Genomic DNA, 18,760 nt, shown 5'->3' with positions numbered 1-18,760 from the left:
TTCTTGATGCCCGGTGACCTGTCCCACAGACGGTGACGACTGCGGACGGAGCGTGCAATTCGGGCAGACAAGCCGCGCGAACCGTGTTACACCGGTGTTACGGATAGTTGTATGCGCTAACTAATCACCGGGAGGTAGCGATGTGCGGAATCGCAGGGTGGGTCTCCTTCGGCACGGACCTGACACAACGCCGTGAAGTCATCGACGCGATGACCGCGACCATGGCGTGCCGCGGGCCGGACGACGCGGGTACCTGGGTGCGGCCCCAGGTGGCGCTGGGTCACCGGCGGCTGGCGATCATCGACCTGCCGGGCGGCAGGCAGCCGATGGCCGAGGCCGGGCTGGCCGCCATGGTCTACAGCGGTGAGGCGTACAACTTCACCGAGCTGCGCGAAGAACTTTCCCAGCGGGGCCACAAATTCGAGACCGACAGCGACACCGAGGTCGTGCTCCACGGCTACCTGGAGTGGGGCGACGAGGTCGTCGACCACCTCAACGGGATGTACGCCTTCGCGATCTGGGACGAGCGCGACGAGAAGCTCGTGATGATCCGCGACCGCATGGGCATCAAGCCGTTCTACTACTACCCGACCCCGGACGGCGTCCTCTTCGGCTCCGAACCGAAGGCGATCCTCGCGAACCCCATGGCGCGCAAGGTGGTCGACACCGACGGTCTGCGCGAGCTGATGACGATGACCAAGACTCCGGGCTGGTCACTGTGGAAGGGCATGTACGAGGTCGGGCCGGGCACGATCGTCACCGTCGACCGTTCCGGGATCCGCACGCGGACGTACTGGAAGCTCGACGCGAAGCAGCACACGGACGACCAGGAGACCACGGTCGAGCGGGTCCGCGAGCTGATGACCGACATCGTGCACCGTCAGCTGATCGCCGACGTGCCCCGCTGCGTCCTGCTGTCCGGCGGCCTCGACTCCAGCGCCGTCACCGGTCTCGCCGCCGCGCGGCTGGCCGAACAGGGTGAGCGGCTGCGCACGTTCTCGGTCGATTTCCAGGGCCAGGAAGACAACTTCCAGCCGGACGAGATGCGGGACACCCCGGATTCGCCCTTCATCCGCGACGTGGCGCAACTGGTCGGCTCCGACCACAAGGACGTCGTGCTGAACCCGGCCGAGCTCAGCGACCCCGAGATCCGCCGCAAGGTGCTGACCGCGAGGGACATCCCGGCCGGGCTCGGCGACATGGACACGTCGCTTTACCTGCTGTTCAAGGCGATCCGCGCGGAATCCACGGTGGCGCTTTCCGGTGAGTCGGCCGACGAGGTCTTCGGCGGGTACCGCTGGTTCCACGACGACGCCGCGGTGAATTCGGGGACCTTCCCCTGGCTCGCCTTCCGGACGGGGCTCACCAGTGAACGGGGTGCCCTGCTGCGCGGCGACGTCCGGGAGAAGCTGGACCTGCCCGGTTACATCGCCGACCAGTACTCCACCGCGGTCGCCCAGGTCGAACACCTCGACGGCGAGAGCGAGCAGGACCGGAAGATGCGGACGGTCTGCAACCTCCACCTGAGCCGGTTCGTGCGGATGCTGCTGGACCGCAAGGATCGGGCGTCGATGGCCGTCGGGCTCGAGGTGCGGGTGCCGTTCTGCGACCACCGCCTCGTCGAGTACGTCTACAACACGCCTTGGTCGCTGAAGACGTTCGACAGCAGGGAAAAGAGCCTGCTGCGGCACGCCACGAAGCACGTGCTGCCGGATTCGGTGCGCGATCGGGTCAAGAGCCCGTATCCGTCCACACAGGACCCCGGCTACGCGGCGGCGTTGCAGCAGCAGGCCAAGGAGGCCCTGGCCGAACGGGACAACCCGGTGTTCTCGCTGGTGGACCGGGACTGGCTGCACCGGGCGTCCGAAGTGGACCCGGCGACGATGCCCTCGGTCCAGCGCACCGGGATCGACCGGGCATTGGACCTCTACCACTGGTTCGACATGTACCGGCCGGAGCTGCAGCTGGATTGAGGTTTCCGGTCCGCCGCCGTCTCAGCGACGGCGGCGGACCGTTCCCCCTGCCGCGACGCCCCCGAGCACCGCGGTCGCGGCGAGCAGGATGCCCGCCTCGGTCCACTGGAACCGCCAGAACCGGCTCACGGGCTGATAGATCGTGAAGTCCCGATAGCCCGCCGCCTCGGCGCACGCTGTCTTCCCCAGTCCCGACGGGCAACCGGGCACCTCGTCCAGCGAACTCATGTCGTGGCCGTCCGGCGCGACTCTGCCCACCTTGACGATCAGAGCCCCCATCGTCGCCGGGTCAGAGCCGGTCGTACGCACCGGCTCGGCGTAATGCGGCCTCAGGAACAGCAAGACGATCGAAGCCGCGAGGAACACCGCGACCGTGATCGCGATGGCGGGCAAGGTCTTGCGCACGAGCACCCCGGCCGCCGCACCGAGGGTGAAGGCGAACAGCCACCAGGCGGCGGGCGCGACCCCGACCGCGCCGAAGTAGGACGTCTCGGCGAAGGTCTCCGCCTTGCCGGGGAACATTTCCAGCCACCTGCCGAACATCTGCCCCGAGGCGAATCCGGCCAGGACCGCGCATCCGGCGAGGACGCCGAACTTGACGGCCAGCCAGTGCCCGCGGCTCACCGATTGAGTCCACGCGAGCTGGTGGGTGTTGCGCTCGTACTCCTTGGCCAGCAGCGGCGCGCCCCAGAAGACGCCTGCCAGCAAGGGAACGAACGGCACCATCGCGACCACTGGGTAGATCCGCTGATAGAGATCTTCCAGCCCCGCGTCGTACTCGCGGCACGGGATGCCGCCTCCATGGCAGTACAGGGAGGTCTTGCCGTTCGAAGCGTCGATGGCGGCCTGCCCGGACAGGAACAGGATCGCCCCGATCACGGCCAGGAACCCCAGGGTGACGAGCAGCTGGGTACGGTGCTGCCGCCAGGTGAGCCAGAGCAAGAACTTGTCCCTTTCTAGGAGCGGCGTCGGATGGCGAAGGTCGCGGCGACGGCGAGCAGGAGCGAGACGCCCCCGAGGATCGCGGCCTCGGTCCATTGGAAGCGCCAGTACCAGTCCTGGGGCAGGACCTTGAGCGCGGTGATCTCCCCGGCGGCGTCCCTGATCATTTCGAGGACCCGGCCTGCGGGCTCCCGGCCGGCGCCCAGGGTGACGAGTTCCGGCTCGACGTAGAAGTCACGGACGTTGCTCAAGCCGATCATCAAGCCCACCGTCACGGCGATGGTGACGGCGATGGCGGGCAGGGTTTTGCGGATGAGCGCCCCCGCGGCGGTGCCGAGCACGAATCCGAAGAGCCACCACGCGCCGGGCGCGACACCGGTCATCGCGAACAGGACCGGGTTGTCGAAGCGGCTGGTGAAGGCGGTGTCGCCGCGATCGGCGGGGAAGGCCTCCAGCCAGCGCTGCGTCATCGTGCCGAAAGCGAGACCCGCGAGCGTGGCGAGGACAGCGAGGAATCCCAGCTTCACGCCGAGCCAGCGGAACCGTGAGATCGACTGGGTCCAGGCGAGTTTCGTGGTGCCGCGTTCGTATTCGGCCGCGACCAGCGGCGCGCCCCAGAAGACGCCGATGGCCACCGGCACGACCTGGAGCCAGGAGAGGTACCGGTACAGATCCGCGAAAAGCTTCGCCGGATCCGGACTGTCCGCCGCGGCGTTTCCGTTGACCAGCAACAGGATCCCGACGACGACGAGCAGGCCTGCCGTGATCAGCAGCTGCATTCGATGCTGACGGTAGGTGAGCCAAAGCATCGTTCCCCCTTACGCCGAGGCCAGTGTCGGGCGAGGCAGGCTCGCGGATTCGGGCCGCCGGAGGTAGGCGAGGACCAGCTCCTCCAGGTTGGCGGGCCGCTCGGTCCACTGTGGACCGAGTGGAACCCGTTCGGTTCGGGCGAAGACGGTCGCCTGCCTGCCCGCCCGTGCCTCGTCCACGATCGCGACGCGGTTGGCCAGCGCGTCGGCCTCCTCCACCGGGCCGGAAAGGATCCGGTGCCCGGCGACGAGTTCGTCGATGTCGCCGCTGACCTGGACCCGGCCGCCGTTGAGGACGATCAGCCAGTCGCAGGTGTTCTCCAGATCGGAGACGACGTGCGAGGAGAGCAGGACGGTCATGCCGGTCTCCGCGACCGCCTCCATCAGCCCGCGCATGACCTCGTGCCGGGCCAGGGGGTCGAGGTTCGCGAGCGGCTCGTCCAGCACCAGGAGATCCGGGCGTTTGGCGAGTGCGAGCGTGAGCGCGACCTGCGCGCGCTGCCCGCCGGACAGCTTGCCGACCTTGTGTTTCAGGGGAAGCCCGAGTGAATCGATGCGCTTGAGCGCGAACTCGTCGTCCCAGCCGGGGTTGAGGCGCCTGCCGAACTTGAGCATCTCGGCGATGCTGAAGCCGGAGTACAGCGGCTTGTCCTGGGCGAGGAACGCGGCGGTTCCCCGGATCGAGACCGAGCCGACGGTCGCTTCGAGCAGGCCGACGGCCAGGTGCAGGAACGTCGTCTTGCCGGCGCCGTTGGGCCCGACAAGGGCGATGACGCGTCCTTTCGGAACGGAGAGGGAGCAGTCGCGCAACGCCCACTTGCGGCGGTAGCGCTTGCCGAGGCCGGTCGCCTCGATGACGGGTTTATCGGTCATGCCGTTCGTTCCCCTCGAAAGCCATCGACCACCACCGAGGTGAACAACGCCTCGACGTCTTCCTGGTCCAGCCCTGATTCCCGCGCGTCGCGAACCCAGACCCCCAGGCTCTTCCGCAACCGCGTGTGCTCCGCGAACGAAGCACCCCCGAGCGTTTTCTGGACGAAGGTGCCGAGACCCGGCTTCCCCTCGACAAGCCCTTCGCGCTCCAGCTCGCGATAGGCCTTGAGGACGGTGTTGGGGTTGATCGCCAGCTCGGCGACCACTTCCTTCGCCGTCGGCAGCCGGTCCCCCGGCTCCAGGAGTCCCAGCCGGAGGGCGTTCTTGACCTGCTGGACGAGCTGGACGTACGTCGCGACGCCCGAACCCTTGTCCAGGTGGAAGGTGACCACTGGCAACACCCTTTCACTAATTAAGTAGTGAAAGGGTGCAGGCAGGCGGGCAGGATTGTCAAGCGATCAGGGAGTTGTCGTGAAACGCCAAAAATCCGTGAAGGCCGCCTTGGGGGACTCTGCATCCCTCAAGGCGGCCTTCACGGAAAACCCCAGCCCCAGTCAAGAAGAAGCGCCAGTTCGACGACACGGGGGAAGACGTCGAGCTGGCACTACCCCCAACCCCCACCGCCTTCAGAAGGCGGTGTCTGCGCAAGTTGAAGGTGTCCACCGTCGTGCCGGAACCGAATGGGGGGTCCTGCCCGTCTGTTGGTTGGGCACGGTTCCGGCGACGGGTCCTCGGTGGACACCACTGAAGGATCACGGCGTCCGGATGCAGCGCGCTTGCACTACGCTTGCAGGCTCTGACAAGGGTGAGCGGAGGTGGCCGGGTGGAGTTCCGCGTCCTCGGCGCCGTCGAGGCGTGGGCCGGTGGCGGTCCGGTCGATCTCGGCTCGCCCAAACAACGGCTCGTGCTGGCGGTTCTGCTGCTGGAGGCGGGCAAGCCGGTGCCGCGCGACCGGATCATCGACCTGCTCTGGCCCGAAGAACCGCCGGCGAGTGCCCGGAACACCGTTCAAGCGCTGGTGTCGAGGCTGCGGGCGGTGTTCCGCGGCGCGGGCGGGCCGGAGATCATCTCCGAGGGGACCCGGTACCTGCTCAGGGTCGACCCGCGCCAGGTCGACCTGCACCGCTTCACCGAGCTGACAGCGCAAGCCCGCGAGGCCGACGACGAGACCGCCGTGGAACTCCTGGACGAGGCGCTCGGCCTGTGGCGGGGCGAGGCGTTGTCCGATGTCGTGAGCGGCGAGGTCGCCCAGCGGCTCCGCGGTGGCATGAACGAGGAACGCTGGACGGCGCTGGAAGATCGCGCCGAGGCGCAGCTGCGGCTCGGCCGCGGCAGGCAGGCCCTCGCGGAGCTGACCGAACTCGTCGCCGCGCATCCCCTGCGGCAGCGGTTCGTCGGGCAGCTCATGCTCGCCCTGCATCGCGAAGGCCGCACCGATGACGCCCTCGAAGCCTTCCGCGCGCTGAGGGATCGGCTCGGTACCGAACTGGGTCTCGATCCCTCGCCCGATCTGCGACGGCTGGAAGCGGCCATCCTCGCCGCCGATCCCGCGCTGGAACCCACGGCGGGCACCACCAAACCCGAACCGGTCCGTCCGGCGCAGTTGCCGCACGACGTCCGCGGGTTCGCCGGGCGGGCAGGCGAGTTGGAGCGGCTCGACGAGGCGACCCGTCACGCGGGCGAGGGCACCGACATCTGGGTCATCAGCGGGACCGCGGGCGTCGGCAAGACCGCGCTCGCGGTCCGCTGGGCCCACCGCGTCCGCGACGCGTTCCCCGACGGCCAGCTCTACCTGGACCTCCGGGGCTTCGACCCCGACCACGAACCGCTCACCCCGGCTGTCGCGCTCACGCAGCTTCTGCAAGCGCTCGGCACCGCGCCCAAGGCCATCCCGCCGGACACCGACACGCGGGCCGCGCTCCTGCGGTCCCTCCTCGCCGACAGCCGGGTCCTCCTGGTCCTCGACAACGTGCGCGACACCGGCCAGGTGCTGCCGCTGCTGCCGCCTTCGGGCACCGTCCTGGTCACCAGCCGCCAGCGGCTCGGCGATCTCATCGCCCGCACCGGCGCCCGCGCGCTCCCGCTGTCCGTCCTGCCCGCCGAAGACGCGCGGCACCTGCTGGAAGCCGTGCTCGGCAGCGAGACCGTCGCCGCCGAGGCCGGTGCGGCCGCGGAACTGGCGCGGCTGTGCGGGCATCTCCCGCTCGCCCTCCGGATCGCCGCGGCCAACCTCGGCGCGAGCGGCGAACCCGAGATCGCCGAACTCGCCCGCGAGCTCGCCGGCGGCGACCCGCTGGCCGAACTGACCGTCGACGGCGCCGAGGAAAGTGCCGTGACCACGGCGTTCGGCGTCTCCTACCGGGCGCTTCCCGAAGAGCACCGCCTGCTGTTCCGCCGGCTCGCGCTCGTCCCCGGCCAGACGTTCACCGCGCCCGCCGCGCAGGCACTGACCGGCGCCCCGCACTCGAAGGCGAACCAGCAGCTCAAAGCGCTCGCGGCGGCGCACCTGGTCGAGCGCTACACCCCGGGGCGCTACCGGTTCCACGACCTGCTCCGCAGTTTCGCGGCGGGCCGCACCTGGTCGGAGGACACGAAGTCCGAACGCGACACCGCGGAGAGACGGCTCTTCGAGAGCTACCTGAGCACCGCCGACGCCGCGGGCCGCGTCCTCATCCCGCATTTCCTGCGCCTGCCGCGGGAAGAACCGGATGACAAACCCTTCCGCGACACCGAGGAGGCGCTGGCCTGGCTGGACGCCGAGTGGCCGAACCTCGCCGCGACCGTCGAGCACAGTGCCGAACACGGCCCGCCGGAGTTCTCCTGGCATCTCGCCGACGCTCTCCGGGCGTTCTTCCACCAGCGCGGTCACCACGCGGAATGGATCGACACGGCCTCGACGGCGCTCAAAGCCGCCCGCCGCAGCGGCGCCGGGCAGGCACAGGCGGCGATGCATCTGAGTATCGCGCTCGCCTGCGTCAACAGCGGCCGCTACGACGAAGCACGCGAACACCTCACCAGCGCCCTGCGCGGAGACCTCCTCGACGGCTGGGACGCCGGGCGCGCGGCCGTGCTCAACAACCTGAGCGCGGTGCACCAGCGCCTCGGCGACCCGCAGGAGGCGATCCGCTGCGGGCTGGAATCCCTGCGGCTGTGCGAAGAACTGGCCCTGCCGGGGATCTCGATGGCGTTGGCGAACCTCGGCTTCCCGTACTGGCAGACCGGTCAGCTCGACGAAGCGCTCGCCAACTTCACCCGCGCGCTGACGGTCGCCGAACGGGACGGCGCCCGGTTCAGCGTCGCGGTGCTGCTGGTCGACCTCGGGAACGTGTACCGCGACCTCGGCCTTCCCGACGAGGCCTACGACTTCTACACCCGCGCGCTCGCGGCCAACCGCGAACTGGGCTACACCTACGGCGAAGCGACGGCGCTGTCCGGCAGGGCCGTGCTCGAAAGCGGGCGCGACCCGAGCGAGCAGAACCGCGCGGACGCGCTCGAAGCCGTCGAACTCACCCGCAAGATCGGCGACCGGGGCACCGAGGCCTGGACACTCGTCGGGCTCGGCGAGGTCTGCCTGCGGCTCGGCCTGCCCGAGGAGGCCGCCGAACATCACCGGCTCGCGCTGTCGATCGCGCGGACGACCAGTTTCTTCTGGTGCGAGGCCGCCGCGCGGACCGGTCTCGCGGAAACCCTGCTGAAACTGGGAAAGCCCGAGGAAGCCCGGACACACGGGGAGCTGGCGCTGGAACTCGCCGCGCGCTCCGGCTACCGCCTCGTCGAGGAACGCGCGAAGCTGATCCTGGACAAGCTTTAACCGCGCGGCTTCTCGTACGACTTCACGCTGCCGGCGATCGCCGCCGTGATTACCGTCAGGCCGCCGAAGATGATCGCGAGCGCGGTCGCGACGCCGTTGCTCTTCTCGAAGCCGAAGATCCACTTGAGATGAGTGCCGAAAGGCGTACCCCACACCAACGGTGCCATCGCGATGCTCGCCACCACGTAAAACAGGCAGATCCCGCACAGCGTCCACGCGCCGGGAATCCTGCGGGCGAAGGTGAATCCCGCCGCGACCACCAGCAATCCCGCGGTGATGACGCCGCCGACCACGTTCTGCACCTCGATACCCGACCAGCGACCGGACGCCCCAGAGGCGTGGACGACGTTGTAGAGCGCGAACCAGACGAGCATGCCGGCGGTGAGCAGCGCCAGGACACCCGCGGCCATCGCCGCCCCGGCGTTCGCCCTCGGCTTGGGCCGCGCCACCGGGCTCGGCCCGCCACCCCACTGGGTGGGCGCGCCCGCCATCGGTGGCGGGCCGTACTGCGGGAACCCGGGCTCCGGTGGGTTCGGCTGCATCCGCACTCCTCGCGCGTCCGGCGGCGCGAACCGCCGCCCGTCAGGGTCACCGTAGTGACAGGCCAGGAGCGGTGGCCGGTTCTGGCAGGAAGCTGCCTTCGCACAGCCGAGGGGGCCGAAGCCGGAACTCACGTGATCAGGCACGTGACTCGCGTGATTGAAGCCGGAACTCACGTGATCAGAAGGCGAACACGGTGAACGTCATCTGATCACGCGAGTTCCGGCTCTGATCACGCGAGTTCCGGCTCTGATCACGAGTGATCGCCCTACGTCAGACGCGGACCTTGTCCACGCGGACCGGGCGGCGTTCCCGGCGGGAGAGCTCGCACGCCTCGGCGATGTAGAACGCCTCAAGCGCGTCCGCCGCACCGCATGGGCTCGGCGCACGACCGGCGGCGACGTCCAGGAACGCCTTCAGTTCACTGATGTACGCGGGACGGAACCGTTCCATGAATCCGGGGTAAGCCGGGCCGGGCAGCGGCGGGACGCCGGGTTCCACCGAGGTCAGCGGTGCCCTGTCGTCCAAGCCCACCACGGCGTTCCCCGCCGAGCCGAGGACTTCCAGCCGGACGTCGTAGCCCGCGCCGTTGTAGCGCGTCAACGAGACGACCGCCAGGGTCCCGTCGTCCAGGGTCAGGGTCGCGGCCGCGGTGTCGACGTCGCCCGCGTCGACGAAGAACCGCTCGCCCTTGTTCGCCCCGACGGCGTAGACCTCGACGACCTCGCGGCCGCTGACGAACCGGACGACGTCGAAGTCGTGCACTCCGCAGTCGCGGAACAGGCCACCGGAATGCGCGACGTACTCCGCGGGCGGCGGCGCCGGGTCCAGCGTGGTCGCGCGCAGGGTGTGCAGCCAGCCGAGCTCGCCCGAGGCCACCGCCGCCCGGGCGGCCACGTAGCCCGCGTCGAACCTGCGCTGGAAGCCGATCTGCACCGGCACGTCCGAACCGGAGATCTTGTCGATCACCGCGATCGTGCCGGGGATGTCGGCGGCGACCGGCTTCTCGCAGAACACCGGGATCCCCGCGTCGACGGCCCGGAGGATCAGCTCCGGATGCGCGTCCGTCGCCGCCGTGATCACCAATCCGTCCAAAGAGGACGCGAAGAGCGCGGAGATGTCCGCGGCCGCTTCGACGCCGAGTTTGGCCGCGGCCGCCTGGGCGCGTCCGGCGTCGACGTCGGCGACGACCACGGACGAAACCTCGTCGAAGCTCTTCAAGGTTTCGGCGTGCGAAGTGCCGATCCGGCCGGTGCCGGCGAGTCCCAACCTCATGTCGTTACCTTTCCAGGGCTGCGGTGGTCGAACGGACCACCAGCGACGGATTCAGCAGATGCCGGACCGGTTCGGTGCGTTCACCCCGGACCCGTTCGAGCAGTGCTTCGACGGCCAGCCTGCCCATTTCGGTCCGCGGCTGGTCCACAGTGGTCAGCGAGAGATGCTTCAGCGCGGCCAGCGAGGTGTTGTCGTAGCCGACGACGGAAACGTCTTCGGGGACACGCAGGCCCGCCTCTTCCAGTGCGGAGATCGCGCCGACGGCGTTGAAGTCGTTACCCGCCACCAATGCTGTCGGCAACCCCTCGCGCGGATGGTCGCCGAGCAGTTCGTGCACGGCCTTCTCACCGGCGGTGTCGGTGTGCTCGCTGCGCACGATGAGCGGATGCAGCCGGTGCCGCCGCATCGCCTGCTGATACCCCCGGCGCCGGGCCGCCGCACCGGCGGCGACCCCGCCGTCCAGATGGGCGATCCTTCGGTGCCCCAAGGAGACCAGGTGATCGACGGTGAGCGCGGACCCAGCCTCGCCGTCGTCGTTCACCGTGTCCACTCCCGCTACGCGCGAGGTGCGCGACACCAGGACGACGGGGCCTTGCGCGGCCGCTTCCTCGATCGCCGACGCGGGCACGACGGGCGACAGCAGGATCACTCCTGCGGGACGGAAGGACAGCAGACTCTTCAGGGCGGCGCGCTCGCGCGCGGGGCTGCGGCCGCCGGTGTTGAGGATCAAGTGGAATCCGGCCGCTTCGGCCGCGGCGTCGAGCCCCTCGACGACATCGGCGAAGAACGCGTTGCGGAGGTCGGAGACCATCACGCCGAGGACCGTCGACGTGCGGCTGGCCAGCGATCGAGCCATCGCGTGCGGCTCGTAGCCCAGTTCGTGCGCGGCGCACAGTACGCGCGTCCGCCGTTCGTCGGAGACGTTCGGCGCGTTCCTCATCACCAGGGACACGAGCGCCCGGGACACCCCCGCTTTCGCGGCGACGTCCTCCATCGTCGGTCTCGCCATTCCCAGTTACCCCCGTCTCCCCCTGCCCTTGACTTTACTGTGACGGACGCTACATGATTAGAGCGCTCTAATCAATAGAGCGCTCCAACGCCCCGATCCCCGCACTCGCCCGCAGGAGGCCGCCGATGACAGTGACGACGTCCCGGATCCGAATCGCCGCCGCCCCGATCTCCTGGGGCGTATGCGAAGTCCCCGGCTGGGGCCGCGTACTCGACGCGGGGACCGTACTGGGCGAAATGGCGGAGCTGGGGGTCCGCGCGACCGAACTCGGCCCGCCCGGGTACCTGCCGCGCGATCCGGCCGGGCTGCGTGCACTGCTGGGCGGATACAAGCTCGAACTCGTCGGTGGCTTCCTCGCCGTGGCACTGCACGAAAACCCCGAAGCCGCGCTGGCCGAGGCCGAGGAGTCCGCCGCGCTGTTCGCCGCCTGCGGTGGTGACATGCTCGTACTCGCCGCCGCGACCGGGCTCGACGGCTACGACGACAGGCCGAGGCTGAGCGACACCGAATGGGCGACGCTGATCGCGACCTCCGGCGCGATCGGGGAGATCGCCGCGCGCCACGGGCTTCGCACCGTGCTGCACCCGCACGTCGGGACACACGCGGAAACCGAGGAAGAGGTCGAGCGCTTCCTCGCCGATTCCGCTCTCCCGCTGTGCCTGGACACCGGGCATCTCCTGATCGGCGGGACCGATCCTGTCGCCCTGGCCAAGCGATACCCCGAACGGGTCGGTCACCTGCATCTCAAGGACGTGCGGGGCGAACTCGCCGAAGACGTCCGTGCCGGGAGGCTTCCCTACACCGAAGCTGTGGGCAAAGGTCTGTATGTCCCGCTCGGCGACGGAGACGTCGACATCGAAGCGATGGTCAGGTTCGTCCACGAGGCGGGCTACGACGGGTGGTACGTGCTCGAACAGGACACCGCGCTGAGCGAGCAGAGCCCGGAAGATCTGCCCAAGCGGGATGTGGCCAGGAGCCTGGCGCATCTCGACGGAATCGTCAGCCGGCTCCCGGCTGCCAGGTAACGGAAGAAGCGAGGAGAGACGACGATGTCCCATCGCTTGAGGAAAGCTTTGGTGGTCGCGGCGGGGCTGCTGCTCCTGTCAGCGTGCACCGGGCCGAAGGCCGAGGAGAAACCCGCCGCGGGCGCGGGCCCGGCGAAGACCCAGCCCAGCGGGCCGTTGCGGGTAGCGGTCATCTCGCACGGCACGGCGGGCGACGCGTTCTGGAACGTGGTCAAGAACGGCGCCGAGGAGGCGGGCAGGCAACTCGACGTCCAGGTCGAGTACAACTCCGACGGGGACCCCGGCAACCAGGCCAAGCTGATCGACAACGCGGTCGCCCAGCAGGTCGGCGGGCTGGTGGTGTCGATGGCGAACCCGGAGGCGCTGAAGACCTCGATCGAGAACGCGGTCCGCGCGGGGATCCCGGTCATCACGATCAACTCCGGTGAGGACAAGAGCGCGAGTTACGGCGCGCTCACCCATGTCGGGCAGAACGAGACCATCGCCGGCGAGGAGGCCGGGAAGAAGTTCAGGGAGCTCGGCAAGAAGAAGCTGCTCTGCGTGGTCCACGAAGCGGGCAACGTCGGGCAGGCCCAGCGCTGCGACGGCGCCAAGACCGGCTTCGCGGGCGACGTGCAGACCTTGCAGGTCGACATCAGCAACCCCACCGACGCCGAATCCCGGATCAGGGGCGCGGTGCAGACCGACTCCTCCCTCGATGCCGTCCTGACGCTGAACTCGCAGGTCGCCGCGCGGGCGGTGAGCGCGATCAAGGCGGTCGGCTCGGCGGCGCAGGTCGGCACGTTCGACCTGAACACCGACGTGGTCGGCGCGATCAAGGCGGGCGAAGTGGTCTTCGCGGTCGACCAGCAGCAGTACGAGCAGGGCTATCTCCCGGTGCAGTTCCTCAAGCTCTACCGGGACAACGCGAACGTCGTCGGCGGCGGGAAGCCGGTGCTCACCGGGCCCGATCTGGTCGACAAATCCACTGTGGACACCGTCGGCCAGTACGTGCAAAGGGGCACGCGATGACAACCACCACCCTCGACGAACGGATCGCGAAACCGAGACTGCTCGACAGGCTGGTCGTCCGGCCCGAGATCGGCTCGCTGCTCGGCGCCGTCGTCGTCTTCCTGTTCTTCACCGTCGTCACCGACCAGTTCTTCAGCGGCAGCGGCGTGGCGACCTGGCTGGACGACGCCTCGACGCTGGGCATCATGGCGGTCGCCGTTTCCCTGCTGATGATCGGTGGCGAGTTCGACCTTTCGGCGGGCGTGATGACGGCCTCCACCGCGCTCGTCACCGCGACACTGGCGACGCAGGCGGGCTGGAACGTCTGGCTCGCGCTGTTCGCGTCGCTGGTCTTCGCCCTCGCGGTCGGCGCGTTCAACGGCTGGCTGGTGATGCGCACCGGGCTGCCCAGCTTCATCGTCACCCTGGGCACGTTCCTGGCGCTGCAGGGGCTCAACCTCGGCGTCACGCGGCTGGTCACCGGCACCGTCCAGGTCTCCGGAATGCGCTCGACCGACGGCTACGAGTCCGCCGGTTTCGTCTTCGCGTCCACAGTGGACATCGGCGGGACCGCGTTCCAGATCTCCATCGCCTGGTGGATCGGGTTCGCCGTGCTGGCGGCCTGGCTGCTGGTGCGGACCCGCTTCGGCAACTGGATCTTCGCCGTCGGCGGCAACGCGCAGAGTTCCCGCGCGGTCGGGGTCCCGGTGGTGCGCACCAAGATCATGCTGTTCATGACCACCGCGCTCGCCGCGTGGCTGGTCGGTTCGATCAACATCCTGCGGTTCGCGAGCGTCCAGGCGAACCAGGGCATCGGGCTGGAGTTCCAGTACATCATCGCGGCCGTGATCGGCGGCTGCCTGCTGACCGGCGGGTTCGGTTCGGCGATCGGCGCCGCGATCGGCGCGCTGATCTTCGGCATGGCGCGGCAGGGCATCGTGTTCGCCCGCTGGGACAGCGACTGGTTCATGCTGTTCCTCGGGGTGATGCTGCTGTCCGCGGTCCTGGTCAACAACGCCTTCCGGCGGCGCGCGGAAAGGGTCCGGCGATGAACCACAGCCAAGCCGAAGAGCTGCTCTCGGTCAAAGCGGTCGGCAAGACCTACGGCAGCGTGATCGCGCTGCGCGACGTCTCCACCGTGGTCAACGCCGGTGAGGTGACCTGCGTGCTCGGCGACAACGGCGCCGGCAAGTCCACGTTGATCAAGATCCTGGCCGGGGTCCACCAGCACGACAAGGGCGAGTTCCTCGTCGAGGGCGAGCCGGTCAAGTTCGCGTCGCCACGCGAGGCGCTCGATCGCGGCATCGCGACGGTGTACCAGGACCTGGCGGTCGTGCCGTTGATGAGCGTGTGGCGAAACTTCTTCCTCGGCTCCGAACCGACGGTCGGCTTCGGCCCGTTCCGGGCGCTGGACCGGAAGAAGGGCCGCGAGACGACCAGGAAGGCGTTGTCCGACATGGGCATCGACCTGCGTGACGTCGAGCAGCCTGTCGGCACGCTGTCCGGTGGCGAGCGGCAGTGCGTCGCCATCGCGCGGGCGGTGCATTTCGGCGCGAAGGTGCTGATCCTCGACGAGCCGACAGCCGCGCTGGGCGTGAAGCAGGCCGGTGTCGTGCTCAAGTACGTCGCGCAGGCCCGTGATCGCGGGCTCGGCGTCGTGCTGATCACGCACAACCCGCATCACGCGTACCCGGTGGCCGATCGCTTCCTGCTGCTCAAACGGGGCGCGCCACTCGGGGCCTACGAGAAGTCCGAGATCGACCTGGCCGAACTGACCCGGCAGATGGCGGGCGGCGCCGAACTGGAAGCCCTCGAACACGAATTGCGAGCCGCGGAGTCCCCTTCATGACCGCTCTCGAAGCACTGACCGTCGGCCGCGTCGGGGTGGACCTCTACCCCGAGCAGAGCGGCGTGCCGCTGGCCGGGGTCAGCACCTTCGCCAAGTCGCTCGGCGGCACCGCGACCAACGTCGCGGTCGCCGCCGCACGGCTCGGCCGCTCGACGTCGGTGTTGACGAAGGTCGGCCCGGACGGCTTCGGCGACTACGTCCGGCAGGCGCTGCGGGAGTTCGGTGTGTCCCCCGAGCACGTCGGGACGTCGGCGGGGCTGCAGACACCGGTGGTGTTCTGCGCGCTGGACCCGCCGGCGGACCCTCCGCTGCTGTTCTACCGGTCCCCCATCGCGCCGGATCTGACCCTGAACGAGGTCGACGTGCCATGGGACGTCGTGGAAACGGTGCCGCTGCTGTGGGTCACCGGGACCGGCGTCTCCGTCGAACCGGCCCGCGGCACCCAGCGCAAGATGCTCCAGCGGCGCGGACGCCGGGCGCACACCGTGCTGGACCTCGACTTCCGGCCGATGTTCTGGCCGGACACCGAAACCGCGCGCGAAGAGATCGGCTGGATGCTCGACCACGTCACGGTCGCGGTCGGCAACCGCACCGAGGCGGAGGTCGCCGTCGGTACGGCGGACCCCGACGAGGCCGCGTCCCGGATGCTGGCCAGGGGTGTCGAACTGGCGGTGATCAAGAAGGGCGCGGAGGGAGTGCTGGTGGCCACCGCCGCGGGCCGGTGGACCGTGCCTCCCCAGCGGGTCGAGGTCGTCTGCGGGCTCGGCGCCGGAGACGGTTTCGGCGGTGCGCTGATCCACGGTCTGCTGTCCGGCTGGGATCCGGTGCGCATCGCCGCCTACGCCAACGCGGCGGGCGCGCTCGTCGCCTCCCGGCTGGCCTGCGCCGACGCCATGCCCACCGCCGACGAGATCGAGGAGTTGCTGTGAGCAAGCTGCACCGTCCACTCGGGACGCTTTCGGACGAGCGGGACCCGGTCCGGCTCACCCCGGACTCGGCGGGCTGGACCTACAGCGGGCTGAGGGTTCTCTCGCTGGCAGCCGGTGAGTCCAGGGTCGTGCGCACAGGCGAGTTCGAAGCGTTCGTGCTGCCGCTGGCGGGGGCGTGCACCGTCCGGGTGGACGGGCAGGTCTTCGACCTCGCGGGGCGGGACTCCGTGTTCACCCGGGTCACGGACTTCGCCTACGTGCCGCGCGACGCCGAAGTCGAGTTGTCGACAACCGGAGGTATCGAGGTCGCGTTGCCGATGGCGCGCTGCTCCCGTCGTCTCGAACCGCGTTACGGACCGGCCGAGAACGTGCCCGTCGAGGTGCGCGGAGCGGGGCAGGCGACGAGGCAGGTCACCAACTTCGGCGTGCCCGGTGTCTGGGACCACGCGGACAAGCTGAACGCGTGCGAGCTGATCACCCCCGGCGGCAACTGGTCGTCATACCCGCCGCACAAGCACGACGAGGCGTCCGAATGCGAGGTCGTCAACGAGGAGATCTACTACTTCCGCGTCGCCGGACGCGACGGCGTGGCGACTTCGCGCGAAGGGTTCGGCCTTCACCGGACGTACACCTCGGACGGTGAGCTGGACGAGGACGTCGCGGTCCGGGACGGCGACGTCTTCCTGATCCCGCGCGGCTATCACGGTCCTTGCGTCGCCGCGCCGGGCTATCCGATGTACTACCTGAACGTCCTGGCGGGGCCAGCCGAAGAGCGGTCGATGGCCTTCTGCGACGACCCGGCGCACGGCTGGGTCCGTGAAACGTGGCACGACCTGGAACTCGATCCGCGCTGCCCGGTCACGAGCCACGAAGGACGGGTGTCATGAAGCTGACCACGGCACAGGCCCTGGTGCGCTGGCTGCTCGCGCAACGGTCGGAGACCCTGGACGGGCGGGAAGTCCCGCTGTTCCCCGGGGTGTTCGCGATCTTCGGGCACGGCAACGTCCTCGGTCTCGGCACCGCACTGGAGGAGCACCGAGACGAGCTTCCCCTGTGGCGCGGGCAGACCGAGCAGGGCATGGCGCTCGCGGCGGTCGGCTACGCCAAGGCGGCACACCGTCGCCAGGTCGGCGTGGTGACGTCGTCGATCGGTCCCGGTGCGCTGAACATGGTCACCGCGGCCGGGGTCGCGCACGCCAACCGGCTGCCGGTGCTGCTGCTCCCCGGCGACACCTTCACCAGCCGGGCCCCGGATCCGGTCCTGCAGCAGGTGGAGCATTTCGGCGATCCGACGGCCACGGTCAACGACGCCTTCCGCGCGGTGAGCCGGTACTTCGACCGGATCACCCGGCCCGAGCAGCTGCTTTCGACGCTGCCGCAGGTCGCCAGGGTGCTGACCGATCCGGCCGACGCGGGCCCGGTGACGCTGGCGCTGCCGCAGGACGTCCAGGTCGAGACCTACGACTTTCCCGACTCGCTCTTCGAGCCGGTGACCCATCGCCCGCCGCGCCCGCGGCCCGATCGCCGGGCCCTCACCGAAGCGGCGGGAGTGCTGCGGTCGGCGCGGAAACCGTTGCTGGTGCTCGGGGGCGGGGTCCGGTACTCCGGCGCCGGTGAGCGCGCGCTGGCCTTCGCCGAGCGGCATGGCATCCCGGTCACCGAAACCACGGCCGGGCGCACCCTGGTCCCGCACGGCCATCCGTTGCACGCCGGGCCACTGGGCGTCACCGGCTCGGCGTCCGCGAACGTCCTGGCCGCCGAGGCGGACGTCGTGCTCGCCGTCGGCACCCGCCTGCAGGACTTCACCACGGCGTCCTGGACGGTGTTCTCGCCCGACGTCCGGCTGATCACGCTGAACGCGGCCCGGTTCGACGCGGTCAAGCACGGCGCGCTGGCCGTGGTGGGCGACGCCGAGGCAGGCCTCACGGATCTGGCCGCCCAGCTGGAGAGCTGGCAAGTCGATCCTCTGTGGACGGAGCGCGCGGCGGCGGAGCGCGGCCGATGGGACGCGCACATCGACGCATTGCGTGTCACTTCCGGCGAGGTGCCGACCTACGCCCAGGTCGTCGGCGCGGTCAACGACCTCTCCGAGCCGCAGGACTACGTGATGACCGCGTCCGGCGGGATGCCGGGAGAACTGATCGGCGGCTGGCGCGGATCGGGATCGATCAGCATGGACGTCGAGTACGGCTTCTCGTGCATGGGGTACGAACTCGCGGGCGCGTGGGGCGCGGCGATGGCGCACACCGGCGGTCTGGTCACCACGATGCTCGGCGACGGTTCGTACCTGATGCTGAACTCGGAGCTGTTCTCGGCAGCCTTCGCCGGGCATCCCTTCGTCGCGGTGGTCTGCGACAACGACGGCTTCGCGGTCATCGCGCGTCTGCAGGAGGGCCAGGGCGGCAAGCCGTTCAACAACTTCCTCGCCGACTGCCGGAGCGCGCACGCGTCACCACCTCGGGTCGACTTCGCGCGGCACGCGGAGTCTCTGGGGTGCGCGGTGTTCACGGCGTCCACTGTGGACGACGTGCGGGCGGCATACGCGAAGGCGCGGGAAGCCGCGGTGGCCGAGAAGCGACCGGCGGTGGTCGTGGTGCGGACGCAGCCAAGCTCGTGGACCGAAGCCGGCGCTTGGTGGGAGGTCGGCGTCCCGGAGCACCTTTCCGGCAGGGAGGGCTTCGAGCACGGGAAGTCGGGGCAGGTGCGGTATGTGAAGGGCTAGGGCTGGGAAGAGT

16 protein-coding genes are annotated in these 18,760 nt (G+C 69.5%); 9 read left to right on the top strand and 7 right to left on the bottom strand.

Annotation, left to right across the window (positions count from 1 at the left end; translation table 11 throughout):
• Positions 1-140: 140 nt before the first annotated feature.
• Positions 141-1,973 (top strand): asparagine synthase (glutamine-hydrolyzing), encoded by a 1,833-nt coding sequence (gene asnB / locus ACZ6YV_RS36195; protein WP_465513895.1) that lies wholly within the window; start codon positions 141-143, stop codon positions 1,971-1,973.
• A gap of 21 nt (positions 1,974-1,994) precedes the next feature.
• Here the strand turns inward: asnB and ACZ6YV_RS36190 are convergent, their stop codons facing one another.
• From ACZ6YV_RS36190 to ACZ6YV_RS36175, 4 genes are read right to left on the bottom strand one after another with little or no spacing between them, the layout of a single operon-like run.
• Positions 1,995-2,915, bottom strand: a complete 921-nt coding sequence (locus ACZ6YV_RS36190) for an ABC transporter permease (RefSeq protein WP_465513894.1) — start codon at positions 2,913-2,915, stop codon at positions 1,995-1,997.
• A gap of 14 nt (positions 2,916-2,929) precedes the next feature.
• Entirely contained in the window at positions 2,930-3,724 is a 795-nt protein-coding gene (locus ACZ6YV_RS36185; RefSeq protein ID WP_465513893.1) for an ABC transporter permease, read from the bottom strand.
• Between the two features lie 9 nt (positions 3,725-3,733).
• Positions 3,734-4,597 carry an ABC transporter ATP-binding protein gene (locus ACZ6YV_RS36180; RefSeq protein ID WP_465513892.1) on the bottom strand — a complete coding sequence of 288 codons (864 nt, stop codon included), beginning with the start codon at positions 4,595-4,597 and terminating at the stop codon, positions 3,734-3,736.
• Positions 4,594-4,989 (bottom strand): GntR family transcriptional regulator, encoded by a 396-nt coding sequence (locus tag ACZ6YV_RS36175; RefSeq protein WP_378243017.1) that lies wholly within the window; start codon positions 4,987-4,989, stop codon positions 4,594-4,596. Before ACZ6YV_RS36175 ends, ACZ6YV_RS36180 begins: the two co-directional genes overlap by 4 nt.
• A 431-nt stretch (positions 4,990-5,420) precedes the next feature.
• Here ACZ6YV_RS36175 and ACZ6YV_RS36170 point away from each other — a divergent pair, with 431 nt between their 5' ends.
• On the top strand, positions 5,421-8,408 hold the full coding sequence (locus ACZ6YV_RS36170; protein WP_465513891.1) for an AfsR/SARP family transcriptional regulator: 2,988 nt from the start codon (positions 5,421-5,423) through the stop codon (positions 8,406-8,408).
• Here the strand turns inward: ACZ6YV_RS36170 and ACZ6YV_RS36165 are convergent.
• From ACZ6YV_RS36165 to ACZ6YV_RS36155, 3 genes are all read right to left on the bottom strand, one after another.
• Complete coding sequence (locus tag ACZ6YV_RS36165) at positions 8,405-8,950, bottom strand: hypothetical protein (RefSeq protein ID WP_465513890.1); 546 nt, start codon at positions 8,948-8,950, stop codon at positions 8,405-8,407. The two genes, ACZ6YV_RS36170 and ACZ6YV_RS36165, sit on opposite strands and share 4 nt — an antisense overlap.
• 271 nt (positions 8,951-9,221) lie before the next feature.
• Complete coding sequence (locus ACZ6YV_RS36160) at positions 9,222-10,223, bottom strand: Gfo/Idh/MocA family protein (protein WP_465513889.1); 1,002 nt, start codon at positions 10,221-10,223, stop codon at positions 9,222-9,224.
• A gap of 4 nt (positions 10,224-10,227) precedes the next feature.
• On the bottom strand, positions 10,228-11,232 hold the full coding sequence (locus ACZ6YV_RS36155; protein WP_465513888.1) for a LacI family DNA-binding transcriptional regulator: 1,005 nt from the start codon (positions 11,230-11,232) through the stop codon (positions 10,228-10,230).
• Positions 11,233-11,357: 125 nt separating this feature from the next.
• On the opposite strand from ACZ6YV_RS36155, the gene ACZ6YV_RS36150 reads away from it, so the two are divergent.
• Genes ACZ6YV_RS36150 through iolD form a run of 7 tightly spaced genes read left to right on the top strand, consistent with a single transcriptional unit; the run spans position 11,358 to position 18,747 of the window.
• A complete protein-coding gene (locus tag ACZ6YV_RS36150; protein WP_465513887.1) occupies positions 11,358-12,257 on the top strand; it encodes a sugar phosphate isomerase/epimerase family protein in 900 nt (299 codons plus the stop codon).
• A gap of 24 nt (positions 12,258-12,281) precedes the next feature.
• Positions 12,282-13,268 carry a sugar ABC transporter substrate-binding protein gene (locus tag ACZ6YV_RS36145; protein WP_465513886.1) on the top strand — a complete coding sequence of 329 codons (987 nt, stop codon included), beginning with the start codon at positions 12,282-12,284 and terminating at the stop codon, positions 13,266-13,268.
• A complete protein-coding gene (locus ACZ6YV_RS36140; protein WP_465513885.1) occupies positions 13,265-14,299 on the top strand; it encodes an ABC transporter permease in 1,035 nt (344 codons plus the stop codon). The genes ACZ6YV_RS36145 and ACZ6YV_RS36140 overlap by 4 nt, the downstream gene beginning before the upstream one ends.
• A complete protein-coding gene (locus ACZ6YV_RS36135) occupies positions 14,296-15,096 on the top strand; it encodes an ATP-binding cassette domain-containing protein (RefSeq protein WP_465513884.1) in 801 nt (266 codons plus the stop codon). The genes ACZ6YV_RS36140 and ACZ6YV_RS36135 overlap by 4 nt, the downstream gene beginning before the upstream one ends.
• Positions 15,093-16,025: a 5-dehydro-2-deoxygluconokinase gene (gene iolC / locus ACZ6YV_RS36130; protein ID WP_465513883.1), complete on the top strand. Its 933-nt coding sequence runs from the start codon at positions 15,093-15,095 to the stop codon at positions 16,023-16,025. Before ACZ6YV_RS36135 ends, iolC begins: the two co-directional genes overlap by 4 nt.
• A complete protein-coding gene (gene iolB / locus ACZ6YV_RS36125) occupies positions 16,022-16,912 on the top strand; it encodes a 5-deoxy-glucuronate isomerase (protein ID WP_465513882.1) in 891 nt (296 codons plus the stop codon). The genes iolC and iolB overlap by 4 nt, the downstream gene beginning before the upstream one ends.
• Positions 16,909-18,747, top strand: coding sequence for a 3D-(3,5/4)-trihydroxycyclohexane-1,2-dione acylhydrolase (decyclizing) (gene iolD / locus ACZ6YV_RS36120; RefSeq protein ID WP_465513881.1), 1,839 nt, complete (start codon positions 16,909-16,911; stop codon positions 18,745-18,747). The genes iolB and iolD overlap by 4 nt, the downstream gene beginning before the upstream one ends.
• The last annotated feature ends 13 nt before the right edge of the window (positions 18,748-18,760 follow it).

It is taken from the genome of Amycolatopsis sp. NPDC102522 (genome assembly GCF_055584485.1).
This window is presented reverse-complemented; position numbering and strand designations above follow the sequence as displayed.

Excerpts from the sequence above, each read along its gene's own strand:
- ACZ6YV_RS36155 (WP_465513888.1), bottom strand. The coding sequence starts at position 11,232 with ATGGCGAGACCGACGATGGAGGACGTCGCCGCGAAAGCGGGGGTGTCC.
- ACZ6YV_RS36160 (WP_465513889.1), bottom strand. The coding sequence starts at position 10,223 with ATGAGGTTGGGACTCGCCGGCACCGGCCGGATCGGCACTTCGCACGCC.
- ACZ6YV_RS36185 (WP_465513893.1), bottom strand. The coding sequence starts at position 3,724 with ATGCTTTGGCTCACCTACCGTCAGCATCGAATGCAGCTGCTGATCACG.
- ACZ6YV_RS36145 (WP_465513886.1), top strand. The coding sequence starts at position 12,282 with ATGTCCCATCGCTTGAGGAAAGCTTTGGTGGTCGCGGCGGGGCTGCTG.
- ACZ6YV_RS36135 (WP_465513884.1), top strand. The coding sequence starts at position 14,296 with ATGAACCACAGCCAAGCCGAAGAGCTGCTCTCGGTCAAAGCGGTCGGC.
- ACZ6YV_RS36150 (WP_465513887.1), top strand. The coding sequence starts at position 11,358 with ATGACAGTGACGACGTCCCGGATCCGAATCGCCGCCGCCCCGATCTCC.
- iolC (WP_465513883.1), top strand. The coding sequence starts at position 15,093 with ATGACCGCTCTCGAAGCACTGACCGTCGGCCGCGTCGGGGTGGACCTC.
- asnB (WP_465513895.1), top strand. The coding sequence starts at position 141 with ATGTGCGGAATCGCAGGGTGGGTCTCCTTCGGCACGGACCTGACACAA.
- ACZ6YV_RS36165 (WP_465513890.1), bottom strand. The coding sequence starts at position 8,950 with ATGCAGCCGAACCCACCGGAGCCCGGGTTCCCGCAGTACGGCCCGCCA.
- ACZ6YV_RS36180 (WP_465513892.1), bottom strand. The coding sequence starts at position 4,597 with ATGACCGATAAACCCGTCATCGAGGCGACCGGCCTCGGCAAGCGCTAC.
- iolD (WP_465513881.1), top strand. The coding sequence starts at position 16,909 with ATGAAGCTGACCACGGCACAGGCCCTGGTGCGCTGGCTGCTCGCGCAA.
- ACZ6YV_RS36140 (WP_465513885.1), top strand. The coding sequence starts at position 13,265 with ATGACAACCACCACCCTCGACGAACGGATCGCGAAACCGAGACTGCTC.